This window comes from Streptomyces sp. VNUA24, from assembly GCF_029167005.1.
GTDB lineage: Bacteria > Actinomycetota > Actinomycetes > Streptomycetales > Streptomycetaceae > Streptomyces > Streptomyces scabiei.
Genome location: NZ_CP119143.1, coordinates 8,579,035 through 8,591,261 on the forward strand (window position 1 = coordinate 8,579,035; position 12,227 = coordinate 8,591,261).

Below are 12,227 nucleotides of genomic sequence, written 5' to 3' on the forward strand. Positions count from 1 at the left end.
TGGTGGAGGTGCGGAAGGGGCGGGCGGGGACGGTCAGACCCGGGTGACCTGGGGGCCGAGCAGTGAGTAGCGGTGGGCTTCCGAGACCGGCAACAGGGTGCTCGTGACGATCGCGTCCAGGTCGCCCACCTCGGCGAACCTGCAGAAGCTGACGGCGCCGAACTTGGTGTGGACGCCCGCGAAGACCGTGCGCCGGGAAGCGCGGATCGCCTGGGCCTTGACCTCGCTGACGGCCGGGTCGGGGGTGGTGAGGCCGTGGTCGCGGGTGATGCCGTTGGCGCCGATGTACGCCAGGTCGATGACGAAGCCGGACAGCATCCTCGTCGTCCAGTGGTCGACGGTGGCGAGGGTGCCGGGGCGCACCCGGCCGCCGAGCAGCAGCACGGTGGTGTTGCCCGCCTCCGCGAGCGCCCCGGCGGTCGCGAGGGAGGCCGTGACCACGGTCAGGGGCCGGTCCCGGGGCAGTGCCTCGGCGATGAGCTGCGGGGTGAAGCCCTCGTCGACGAAGACCGTCTCCGCGTCGCCCAGCAACTCGGCCGCCGCGGTGGCGATCCGGCGCTTCTCGGGAACATGGCTGGTGGCACGGAAGGCGAGCGTCGTCTCGAACCCGGCGCTCTCCACCGGATACGCCCCGCCGTGCGTGCGGCGGACCAGCCCGTGGTCCTCCAGCGCGCGCAGATCACGTCGTACGGTCTCCTTGGCCACGCCCAGGGCGGCCGCGAGCCCGGCGACGTCGACCGCGCCCGTGCGGCGGGCGGCCCGGACGATCTCGCGTTGCCTTTCCGCCGCGCTCATGGCCGACACCCGCTCTCCTCCGCCGTAGTGCTGCCCGTTCGGGCCCGGTGCGGGCCCTGGGGGAAGTTCTACAGCCGGTGCGCGGCGCCGACCAGGTCTGTTCCGCGACGGATGATGCCCGTCCCTGACCGTTTCGCGGTGCCCGGGCCCGTCACGGACCTGGGGCGGGCGGGGGATCGGGCGACGGGCGTGCCCGAACACGGGAGCGGGCGGGCCCGTTCGGTGCCCGCCCGCTCCCTCCGCACGGCGTACGGCCCTCGTTTCCCGTACGGCGCACGAGCTGTTGGGGTCCGTGCCGGTGCGGTCAGTACGGCCAGATCGGCGGGTCGCTCACGAAGTGGCCGCCGAGGTTGGCGTGGGCCACGTTCTCGGGGTCCAGCTCACCCTGCTCGGCGATCAGCTTCTCGGCGTACGGCTCGGAGTCGTCCTGCGGGTCGTAGCCGAGGGCGCGGGCGGTGGACAGGTCCCACCACAGACGGGTGTTGGCGGAGGAGCCGTAGACGACGGTGTGGCCGACGTGTTCGGCGGTCAGGGCCGCGTGGAAGAGGCGGGCGCCGTCGGCCGGGCTCATCCAGAGCGAGAGCATCCGGACGCTGGTGGGCTCGGGGAAGCAGGAGCCGATGCGTACGGAGACGGTCTCCAGGCCGTACTTGTCCCAGTAGAGCTGTGCCAGATCCTCGCCGAAGGACTTGGACAGGCCGTAGAAGGTGTCGGGGCGGTGCGGGGTGTCGACCGGGATCGGCGGATCCTCGCCCAGCGGGCGGGGGGTGAAGCCCACGGCGTGGTTGGAGGACGCGAAGACGATACGGGGCACGCCCTCCGCGCGGGCGGCCTCGTACAGGTTGTACGTCCCCTCGATGTTCGCCGCGAGGATCTTCTCGAAGGAGGCTTCCAGGGAGATGCCCGCGAGGTGGATGATCGCGTCGACGCCCCGGACGGCCTCGCGCAGGGCCTCCCGGTCGGCGAGGTCGGCCGTGATCGCGTCCGGCGCGCCGTCGACGGGAAGCAGGTCCAGGAGGCGAAGCTCGTAGCCGTGGCCCGGGAGCAGGTCCCGCATCAGGGTGCCGAGCCCGCCGGCTGCGCCGGTGAGCAGAACGGTGCGGGGAGCGGGCATCCAGGATCTCCTTGCATCGCCAGCCGTGCACATGGGCGTCCGGCATTCACATTCATGGACACGCTAGGGAGTGTGCCCCCGTGCGTCAAGGGGGGCGCGGGGAGGGCGCGGAGGCGCGAAATCGCTGGTGCGGAGCGGGTTGTCCGGCTTGACCGGTCCCGAGCGCCCGCCCTAGCGTGGGGTCGTTCAGAAATATAAACATCGATCAGCGGCATGACCGACAGGGCTGGGAGAGCCCGTGCAGTCGGGTCAGCCCGTGGACTTGGGAGAGCCCGTGACGTCAGCCCCGCTCGCCGCCCGGCTCAGGGTCCCCCGTGGACCGCTGTTCTTCCCCGTCACGGCGTACGGCCCGGACGGCGCGGTCGATCCTGCCGCCTGCCGCGCGCACGTCCGCCGGGGCGTCGAGGCCGGAGCGGCCGCGGTCTTCGTCTGCTGCGGCACCGGCGAGTTCCACGCGCTCACGCCCGAGGAGTTCCAGGAGTGCGTACGGGCCGCCGTCGCCGAGACGGCGGGCCGGGTGCCGGTGGTGGCCGGCGCGGGCTACGGCACCGCCCTCGCCGTGCGCTACGCGCGCCTCGCCGAGGAGGCCGGGGCCGACGGACTGCTCGCCCTCCCGCCGTACCTCGTCGTGGCCGCCCAGGAGGGGCTGCTGCGCCACTACCGGGAACTCGCCGCGGGGACCTCCCTCCCCGTCGTCGTCTACCAGCGCGACAACGCCGTGTTCACCCCGCACACCGTGGTCGAACTCGCCCGCACGGAAGGGATCGTCGGCCTCAAGGACGGCCTCGGCGACCTGGACCTCATGACGCGGATCGTGAGCGCCGTGCGCGAGGCGGTGCCCGGCCCGGACTTCCTCTACTTCAACGGCCTGCCGACCGCCGAGCTGACGCAGCCCGCGTACCGGGCCGTCGGGGTGCCCCTGTACTCGTCGGCCGTCTTCTGCTTCGCCCCGGAGATCGCCCTCGCGTTCCACCGGGCGCTCGGCGCGGGGGACGAGGCGACCGTGCGGCGGCTGCTCGACGGTTTCTACCGCCCCTTCGTCGAACTCCGCTCCCTGGGACGCGGCTATGCGGTGTCACTGGTCAAGGCCGGGGTACGGCTACGGGGGCTGGACGTGGGAGAGGTGAGGCCGCCGCTGCACGAGCCGGCCGGGGAACACGTCAAGCGGCTGGGTGAGTTGATCGAGCGCGGCCACGCGCTGCTGGAAGAGTGCCAGGAGGGCAAGTGAAGGCGTCGACGTTCGTCTATCCGTGGGACGTCATCGGGGATCCGGCCGCCGCCGAGCGCGTGGCGGGGCTGGGAGTACGGCAGGCCACGCTCGCCTCCGCCTACCACTCCACCCGCGCGCTCACCCCCCGCCACCCCCGGCAGCGCATCGTCACGGCCGAGCACGCGGCCGTGCTGTACCCGCCGGGCGCGCGGTGGGAGGGCCGTACGCTGCGGCCGTACGCGGCGGGGGACTGGGCGTTCGGCGACGCGTTCGGCGAGGCGGCGACGGCGCTCGCGCACGCCGGGCTCGAAGTGCACACCTGGGTGGTCCTCGCGCACAACTCCCGGCTGGGCGCCGAGCACCCCTCGACCTCCGTGGTCAACGCCTACGGGGACCGGTATCCGTGGGCGCCCTGCATCGCGCAGCCGGACACCCGGGAGTACCTCGTCGACCTCGCGGTGGAGGCGGCGGTCCGGCCGGGCGCGCGCGGCACGGAGCTGGAGTCGCTCGGCTGGTACGGCGTCTCCCATCTGCACGCCCACGACAAGACGGGCGGGGTCGGGCTCGGCGACGCCGGGCAGTACCTGATGTCGCTGTGCTTCTGCGCCACCTGCCGCGACGGGTACGCCGGTGCCGGGCAGGACCCCGAGGAGCTGGCGGCCGCCGTCCGCACGGGACTGGAACCGCTGTGGCGCGGAGAGAGCGTCGACGAGGGCTGGCCGGCCGTGGAGAAACTGCTCGGCACCGACCGGGCGGCGGCCACGCGGGTGTGGCGGGACGCGATCGCCCGCTCGCTCCAGGAGGAGACCGTCGCGGCCGTACGGGCCGCCGCGCCCGCCGGGTTCCAGGTGCTGCTGCACGCGGACCCGGTGACGTACCACTGCGGGGCCAACCCCGGTGTGGACCCCGGACACATCCTCGGCGTGGCCGACGGGGTCGTCGTGCCCTGCGGGGGCGGGCCGGGGCTGCTGCCGGCGTTCACGGAGGCCGGGGCGGACGGGGCCGTGCTGGCCGCCAACTTCCCCGTGGTGTCGGGGATGGGCGGCAGCCCGGTGACCCTGGCGGAGGACGCGGGGCGGGCGGTGGAGCTGGGGGCCACGGAACTCCGGCTGTACCACGCGGGGCTGGCGTCCGACCAGGACCTGGCGGCGGTGCGGGAGGCGCTGACGGCGGTGGGGTGAGCCGGTGCCGGTGCCGGTGTCGGTGACGAGGCCGGGGTCGGGGCCGGGGCCGGGGTGTCGAACATCCGAGGGTTTCCCGCCGCTCAGCGGTGACGCAGCAGCCGGGCCGCCGTCCCGAGCAGCAGCGCGCCCACGGCCGGCAGCAGCACCGGGAGGCCGGCCACGCCGACCAGGCCCGCACCGATCGCCATGCCCACCGCGGTCGGGGCGAACAGGAGGGTGTGGGCGGTGGCCGTGGTGCGGCCCAGCCGGTCGGGCGGGGTCTCGCGCTGGACAGCGGTGAGCGCGGCGGTCAGGACACAGGGGAGTCCGACGCCGATCGCCGCGCTCGAAGCCAGGGCGATGATGTCGTCGGGGACGGTGCGGGCCGCCACCGCCGCTCCCGTCAGGGCGATGCCGTAGGCCGCGAAGGGGACTTCGCCCAGGCGCCGCAGGAGGGGGCCCGTGGCCAGGCCGACCGTGACCGAGCCGGCGCCCTGGGCGAGGAAGAGGAGGCCGGTGTGGGCGGGGGAGCGGCCCAGGGACTCCACCACCGCGTGGATCAGGGCGCCGTTCACCCCGGCGAGCAGCATCGTCGTGCCGCCGGCCAGGACCAGGGGGCGCAGGCGGGGATCGGCCAGGAGGTGGCGGGCGCCTTCGGCGGTGCGGGCGTACAGGCCCCGGGCCGGGCCCTCACAGGGGGCGGGGCGTGTCCCTCGCTCCCGCACCAGTGCGTACAGCCCTGCCGCCGCGACGAACGTCACCGCGTCCAGCAGGGCCACCGTGGCGCCGCCGTACGCCGCGTACAGACCGGCTCCCGCCAGGGGGGCCACCAGCTTCATGCTCTCGTTGGCCGTCATGCGCAGACCGTTGAAGTCGCCGAGGAGGGACGGGTCGACGGCGCCGGCGACCAGGGCCGACTCGGCCGCGTCGGCGACGACGCCGGCCGCGCCGTGGACGAGGAGCACCGCGTAGAGGAGCCACAGGTCGCCCGGGCCGTCCACGGTGAAGAGGGTGAGGAGGACGGCGGCCGGGACCAGGTTGGCGGTGATCAGGACGGCGCGGCGGCGGGGGCGGTCCGCGAGGGTGCCGAGGAGCGGGCCGGCGAGCAGCGGCGCCCACAGGGCGAGCCCGCACAGTGCCGCCAGGGCGTTCGAGCCGGTGAGGTCCTTGGCCCAGACGCCCGCCATCAGCCACGTCGCGGACGAGCCCAGGCCCGAGACCACCACCCCCGCGAGGTACGGCCCCGCGTCGCGGTCCCCGAGAACGCGGGCGGCCCGCCCGGTCCCCGAGAACGCGGGCGGCCCGCCCGGTCGGGTGGGGTGCGGGTGGGGTCTTGGGCGCGGGACCGTCGCCGGGTGGGGTGCTCATGCCCGTCGATCGTGGTGCTGAGGCCCGGTCCTGCGGATCGGGCGGATGCCCTAGAAATCGTCGCCGGGAGGGACGGACGCGGGTCGAGCGATGAGTTCTCGGGGCGCCGGGGGTCTACAGACAGGAAGCCCGACGACACGGACCCCGGCCGCGCGCATCCGAGGCTCCACGCCGACGCACCTTCGAGACGTATCCAAGGAGTTCCGCATGACCGACCAGGCTCCGGCCCCCCTCGACCTCGCCGGACAGGCCCGTGTGGTCGCCCGTCTCGTCCGAGGGGTCCGCGACGATCAGCTGACCGGCCGCACCCCGTGCCCGGAGTACGCCGTGCGGCACCTCCTCGGGCACCTGCTCGGCCTGGCCGTCGCCTTCCGCGACGCGGGCCGCAAGGAGCTGGGGCCCACGACGGACACCGATCCGCAGGCGGCGCTGCCCGACATCGGGCCGGGCTGGCGCGAGGCGCTGCCGGGGGTGCTCGACGAACTCGCCGGGGCCTGGCGGGACCCGGCCGCGTGGACGGGGGAGACCCGGGCGGGCGGGGTGTCCCTGCCGGGGGAGATCGCGGGAGCGGTGGCGGTGGACGAGCTGGTCGTCCACGGCTGGGACCTGGCCCGCGCGACCGGCCAGGCGTACGAGCCCGACCCCGTGGCCCTCACCGCGGCCCACGCCTTCCTCGCCGCCTCGGCCGACGACCCTTCACGCGACCAGATCTTCGGCCCGGTGCAGCCCGTACCGGACGAGGCGCCCCTCCTGGACCGGGCGATCGGCCTGAGCGGCCGCGACCCACTCTGGAAGCCGTAGGCCGCACGACGGGGGCGGCCCCGGGGGCACCGGCGGCGGAGAGCGGCCCGGCGGGGAGAGGCGCGGGCGGAGTGACGGCGACGAAGCGGGAGCCCGCAAGGCGGGCCCGTGCGGTGGGGCGCCCCACCGGGAGGCCCAGGACGGCAGGCGGCGCGACGCTGTACGGCTACGGCGGCGGGCGGCGGTGCCGTTGGCCCTTCGGGGGGCGGAACGGTCCTTGCGCCGCGACAGGGGGGAGCCATGTCGGCGGGACGGCCATGACCGGCGGTCGGCACCGCCGACGCGCCCGCGTGGTGGGGTGTCCCAGGGCGTCCAGGGCGGCTGACGGGGTTACGGTGACGGGCGGACCGGCGCGGCGGAGACGACCGCGACGGTGTGCCGGCCGAACCGGTGTGCTGGCCGCGACGGCTTGCCGGCCGGGACCTCGGCGGACCCGCGCGGTGGGGCGGCCTCACCGCGCGGTCGCGACCGCCGACGGGCTGGCGTGGTGGGGTGTCCCAGGACGTCCAGGGCGGCTGACGGGCCACGATGACGGGCGGACCGGCGCGGAAGAGACGACCGCGACGGCGTGCCGGCCGAACCGGCGTGCCGGCCGAACCGGTGTGCCGGGCGCGACGGCTTGCCGGCCGGGACCTCGGCGGACCCGCGCGGTGGGGCGGCCTCACCGCGCGGTCGCGACCGCCGACGGGCTGGCGTGGTGGGGTGTCCCAGGACGTCCAGGGCGGCTGACGGGCCACGATGACGGGCGGACCGGCGCGGAAGAGACGACCGCGACGGCGTGCCGGCCGAACCGGCGTGCCGGCCGAACCGGCGTGCCGGCCGAACCGGCGTGCCGGCCGAACCGGTGTGCCGGGCGCGACGGCTTGCCGGCCGGGACCTCGGCGGACCCGCGCGGTGGGGCGGCCTCACCGCGCGGTCGCGACCGCCGACGGGCCGGCGTGGTGGGGTGTCCCAGGGCGTCCAGGGCGGCTGACGGGCCATGATGACGGGCGGACCGGCGCGGCGGAGACGACCGCGAGGGTGTGCCGGCCGAACCGGTGTGCCGGGCGCGACGGCTTGCCGGCCGGGACCTCGGCGGACCCGCGCGGTGGGGCGGCCTCACCGGGACGTCCACGGCGGCGCGGCGGCGCGTTCGTGGCGGGGCGGTGGGTGGCGGCGTCGTGCGGCGGTGCTGTTCGGCGGGCTTCTTCGGGGCGGAACGGCCTTGCGCCGGGGGCGGGGCCGGGACTCGCCCTGACCCGCTGCCCCCTCGTGGGCGCATCCAGGACAGAACCCGCGAAACGCGGCGCGCGCCCCCCGCCGCTCCGTACGCTCCCCGACATGCCCCTGAGTCTCACCGTCCTCGGCACCGCCTCTCCGTATCCCCGCCCGGGCCGGCCCGCCTCCGGGTATCTGCTGCGTGGCGGGGGCGCCGAGATATGGGTGGACGCGGGGTTCGGGACGTTCGCCGAGTTGCAGCGGCACACGGATCCCACCCGGCTCACGGCGATCTGGATCTCCCATCTGCACGCAGACCACAGTGCGGACCTCGCGGCCGCGCTGTACGGCTTCGCGTACGGCGGCCTCACCCTGCCCGCGCCGCTGCCCGTCTACGCGCCCGACGGCTGCGCGCAGCGCCTCGCAGGGTTCCTCGGAGGGCCGGACATGGCCTTCCTGAGCAGCGTCTTCGACTTCCGGACCCTGTACGACGGCCACACCGTGCGGCACTGGAACCTCACCCTCACCGCCCGTGCCGTCGTCCACGACGTGGAGGCGTACGGACTGCGCGCCGAATGCCAGGGGCGGGTCTTCGCGTACTCGGGGGACAGCGGCCCGTGCGAGGCGCTGAGCCGGCTCGCCGGCGGCGCGGACCTCTTCCTGTGCGAGGCGGACGTCGACACCCATCGCGAAGGTGAACCCCGGGTGCATCTCACGCCGGAGGAGGCCGGAACGTACGCGAAGAGCGCGAGCCGGCTGCTGATCACCCATGTGGGGCCCACGCTGACCCGGGAGGGGGCGACCGGCCGGGCGGCCGTGATCTTCGGCGGGCCCACCGAGAGCGCACGCGAGGGCGACACCAGGACCGTGTGATTCCAAGATCATGTGACCGCGGGCACATCTTCTTCTGTCAGAAGCATTGACGAAACATCAGACCCCTCCCTACCTTCAACGCGTCGTACTTCGTACGTCATATATGAGACGCGATATGTGAGATCTCCTCCCTGGGATCCCGCACGTGAGAACCGAGAGGCGCGCATGACCTCTGTGCCCACGCCGATCCCGTCCCGCACGCAGTTCGTGCTGGAGGGGATCAAGCACCGCATCCTCACCGGGCAGTTGACGCCCGGTCAGGCCCTGGTCGAGACCGAGCTGGCCGCGCAGTTCGGGGTGTCCAAGACACCCGTGCGCGAGGCACTCAAGACGCTGGCCGGGACCGGGCTCGTCGTGATGAGCCAGTACAAGGGCGTCACGGTGCGCATGGTGGACGCGGACATGGCGCGCGAGGTCTATGACGTCCGACTGCTCCTGGAGCCGGAGGCCCTGCGACGCTCGGTGCGCCGCGGCGCCCCGTGGGACGCGGCGAGCGACGCGCTGACCAGGGCCGACGAGGCCACGGACACCGCCGAACGATCGCTGGCCAACCGGGAGTTCCACCGCGCCCTGTACGTGCCCTGCGGCAACCCGCTGCTCGGCCGGATGCTCGACGAGGTGCGCGACCAGGCCGCCCTGGTGTCGGCCGTGGCCTGGGCCGCCGACCCCTCCTGGGAACGGGAGGCCGCCGAGCACCGGGAGATCCTGCGTCTCGCCCTCGACGGAGACGCCGACGGCGCGGCCGCCGCCCTGCACGCCCACATCGCCTCGTTCGTCGAACGGGCCTTCCCCGGGGCACGGGAGGACGAGCAGTCCCACCCGCCCCGGCGGCCCCAGCAGGCCCCGTAAGCCCCCGAGTCCACGAGGCACGGCGAACCCGCACGACACGGCGGACCCGCCGGCCTCCGCAGTCCTCCAGCTCCAGCAGAGGAAGGTCATCCATGAGCAGCGTGACGTTCGAGACCCAACGGGCGGCCCTGGCCGACGTGGTGGCGATCCCGGTGACTCCGTTCGCCGAGGACGGCACCGTCGACCAGGGTGCCCACCGGGCCCTGTTGCGCCGGCTGCTCGACGGAGGGATCACCACCCTCACCCCGAACGGAAACACCGGCGAGTTCTACGCCCTGACCCCCGAAGAGCGCCGTCTGGTGACCGAGCTGACGATGGACGAGGCCGGCGACCGGGCCGTGATCCTGGTCGGCGTCGGCCACGACGTGCCCACCGCCGTCGCCTCCGCCGAGCACGCCCGCGAGCTCGGGGCGCAGATGGTGATGGTCCACCAGCCGGTGCACCCGTACGTGTCGCAGGACGGCTGGGTCGACTACCACCGGGCGATCGCGCGGGCCGTGCCCGAGCTGGGCGTCGTCCCCTACATCCGCAACGCGCAGCTCACCGGCGAACGGCTCGCCCGGCTCGCCGACACCTGCCCCAACGTGGTCGGGGTCAAGTACGCCGTACCGGACGCCGCCCGGTTCGCGGCCTTCGCCCGCGACGCCGGCCTGGAACGCTTCGTCTGGGTGGCCGGGCTCGCCGAGCCGTACGCGCCCTCCTACTTCTCGGCCGGGGCCACCGGCTTCACGTCGGGCCTGGTGAACGTCGCCCCGGCCGTCTCGCTGAACATGATCGAGGCGCTGCGGTCCGGTGACTTCCCGGGTGCCATGAAGATCTGGGAGCAGATCCGCCGCTTCGAGGAGCTGCGCGCCGCCAACGGCTCCGCCAACAACGTCACCGTCGTCAAGGAGGCCCTCGCCTCCCTTGGCCTGTGCCGCCGCGACGTCCGGGCCCCCAGCAGGCAGCTGCCCGAGGACGAACGCGCCGAGGTCGCCGCCATCGCCGCCGGGTGGTCGATATGAAGCACGAGCAGCGTACGAAGAGGCCGGAGGAACTCCGCAGCCACCAGTGGTACGGCACGGACGGGCTGCGCTCCTTCAGTCACCGCGCCCGCACCCGCCAGCTCGGCTACCTCCCCGAGGAGCACCTCGGCAAGCCGGTCATCGCGATCCTCAACACCTGGTCCGACATCAACCCCTGTCATGTGCACCTCCGGGACCGTGCCCAGGCGGTCAAGCGGGGTGTGTGGCAGGCGGGCGGCTTCCCGCTGGAGTTCCCGGTCTCGACCCTCTCCGAGACCTTCCAGAAGCCGACCCCCATGCTCTACCGCAACATGCTCGCGATGGAGACGGAGGAGCTGCTGCGCTCCTACCCGGTCGACGGTGCCGTGCTGATGGGCGGCTGCGACAAGTCGACCCCCGCGCTGCTGATGGGCGCGGCGAGCGTCGACCTCCCGGCCGTCTTCGTGCCCGCCGGGCCGATGCTGCCGGGTCACTGGCGCAACGAGGTCCTCGGCTCCGGCACCGACATGTGGAAGTACTGGGACGACAAGCGCGCCGGGCTCATCGGCGACTGCGAGATGACCGAACTGGAGTCCGGCCTCGCCCGCTCGCCGGGCCACTGCATGACGATGGGCACGGCCTCCACGCTCACCGCCGCCGCCGAGGCGCTCGGTGTCACGGTGCCGGGCGCGTCCAGCATCCCGGCCGTCGACTCGGGCCACGACCGCATGGCGGCCGCCGCCGGCCTCAGGATCGTCGAACTGGTCCACCGGGACCGGAAGCTGAGCGACATCCTCACCGCGGACGCCTTCGAGGACGCCGTCACCACCGTCCTCGGACTCGGCGGCTCCACCAACGCCGTCATCCACCTCATCGCCATGGCCGGCCGCGCGGGCGTCAAGCTCACCCTCGACGACTTCGACCGTGTGGCCCGGACCGTGCCGGTGCTCGCCAACGTCCGGCCCGGCGGCCGGACGTACCTGATGGAGGACTTCCACTTCGCGGGCGGCCTGCCCGGGTTCCTGTCCCGGATCACCGACCTGCTGCACCTCGACCGGCCGACCGTCTCCCACGACACGCTGCGCGAACAGCTGGACGGCGCGCTCGTGCACAACGACGACGTGATCCGCACCCGCGACAACCCGGTCGCCGCCGAGGGAGGCGTCGCCGTGCTGCGCGGCAACCTCTGCCCGGACGGCGCGGTCATCAAGCACATCTCCGCCGAACCGCACCTGCTCCAGCACACCGGTCCCGCGGTCGTCTTCGACGACTACCGGACGATGCAGCGCACGATCAACGACCCGTCGCTCGGCATCACCGCCGACAGCGTGCTGGTGCTGCGCAACTCCGGCCCCAAGGGCGGGCCGGGCATGCCCGAGTACGGGATGCTGCCCCTCCCCGACCACCTGCTGAAGCAGGGCGTCCGGGACATGGTGCGGATCTCCGACGCCCGGATGAGCGGCACCAGTTACGGCGCCTGCGTCCTGCACGTGGCCCCGGAGTCGTACGTCGGCGGACCCCTCGCCCTGGTCCGCACCGGCGACTCCATCACCCTCGACGTCCAGGCCCGGACGCTTCGACTCAACGTGGACGACGAGGAGTTGGAGCGCCGCCGAGCCGAGTGGACGCCACCGCCCACCCGTTACGAACGCGGCTACGGCGCTCTCTACAACGACCAGATCACCCAGGCCGACACCGGCTGCGACTTCGAGTTCCTGGCCAGACCGGGCAAGGTCCCGGACCCGTACGCCGGTTGAACAACCCGACCGACCCGAGCCCCAGGTCCTTCAGGGGCGCGGGGAACTGCGCGACAAGCCCCCACGTACCCGCACTCGCCGACGCACCGCACGTGGCACCCCGCACCGCGCACACCC

At 74.1% G+C, this 12,227-nt stretch carries 10 protein-coding genes; 7 read left to right on the forward strand and 3 right to left on the reverse strand.

The window, feature by feature from the left end:
- Window positions 1-33 precede the first annotated feature (33 nt).
- Window positions 34-804 carry a DeoR/GlpR family DNA-binding transcription regulator gene (locus tag PYR72_RS36795; protein WP_275459305.1) on the reverse strand — a complete coding sequence of 257 codons (771 nt, stop codon included), beginning with the start codon at window positions 802-804 and terminating at the stop codon, window positions 34-36.
- 295 nt (window positions 805-1,099) lie between these two features.
- Complete coding sequence (locus PYR72_RS36800; protein WP_275459306.1) at window positions 1,100-1,909, reverse strand: NAD(P)-dependent oxidoreductase; 810 nt, start codon at window positions 1,907-1,909, stop codon at window positions 1,100-1,102.
- Window positions 1,910-2,183: 274 nt separating this feature from the next.
- On the opposite strand from PYR72_RS36800, the gene PYR72_RS36805 reads away from it, so the two are divergent.
- Together PYR72_RS36805 and PYR72_RS36810 are read left to right on the forward strand one after the other, a co-directional pair.
- Window positions 2,184-3,137, forward strand: a complete 954-nt coding sequence (locus PYR72_RS36805; protein WP_275459307.1) for a 5-dehydro-4-deoxyglucarate dehydratase — start codon at window positions 2,184-2,186, stop codon at window positions 3,135-3,137.
- Window positions 3,134-4,300: a hypothetical protein gene (locus tag PYR72_RS36810; protein ID WP_275459308.1), complete on the forward strand. Its 1,167-nt coding sequence runs from the start codon at window positions 3,134-3,136 to the stop codon at window positions 4,298-4,300. Before PYR72_RS36805 ends, PYR72_RS36810 begins: the two co-directional genes overlap by 4 nt.
- Window positions 4,301-4,383: 83 nt before the next feature.
- Here PYR72_RS36810 and PYR72_RS36815 read toward each other — a convergent pair whose 3' ends face one another.
- A complete protein-coding gene (locus PYR72_RS36815) occupies window positions 4,384-5,508 on the reverse strand; it encodes an MFS transporter (protein ID WP_275459309.1) in 1,125 nt (374 codons plus the stop codon).
- A gap of 349 nt (window positions 5,509-5,857) precedes the next feature.
- On the opposite strand from PYR72_RS36815, the gene PYR72_RS36820 reads away from it, so the two are divergent.
- The 5 genes from PYR72_RS36820 (at window position 5,858) to araD (ending at window position 12,110) form a co-directional block, all read left to right on the forward strand.
- The gene (locus PYR72_RS36820) at window positions 5,858-6,451 is read left to right on the forward strand and encodes a TIGR03086 family metal-binding protein (protein ID WP_275459310.1); all 594 of its coding nucleotides are present in this window, start codon (window positions 5,858-5,860) and stop codon (window positions 6,449-6,451) included.
- A 1,320-nt stretch (window positions 6,452-7,771) separates the two neighbouring features.
- Window positions 7,772-8,521 carry an MBL fold metallo-hydrolase gene (locus PYR72_RS36825; RefSeq protein ID WP_275459311.1) on the forward strand — a complete coding sequence of 250 codons (750 nt, stop codon included), beginning with the start codon at window positions 7,772-7,774 and terminating at the stop codon, window positions 8,519-8,521.
- Window positions 8,522-8,686: 165 nt separating this feature from the next.
- A complete protein-coding gene (locus tag PYR72_RS36830; RefSeq protein ID WP_275459312.1) occupies window positions 8,687-9,370 on the forward strand; it encodes a GntR family transcriptional regulator in 684 nt (227 codons plus the stop codon).
- A 92-nt stretch (window positions 9,371-9,462) separates the two neighbouring features.
- Window positions 9,463-10,374, forward strand: a complete 912-nt coding sequence (locus PYR72_RS36835) for a dihydrodipicolinate synthase family protein (protein WP_275459313.1) — start codon at window positions 9,463-9,465, stop codon at window positions 10,372-10,374.
- A complete protein-coding gene (gene araD / locus PYR72_RS36840) occupies window positions 10,371-12,110 on the forward strand; it encodes an L-arabinonate dehydratase (RefSeq protein ID WP_275459314.1) in 1,740 nt (579 codons plus the stop codon). The genes PYR72_RS36835 and araD overlap by 4 nt, the downstream gene beginning before the upstream one ends.
- The last annotated feature ends 117 nt before the right edge of the window (window positions 12,111-12,227 follow it).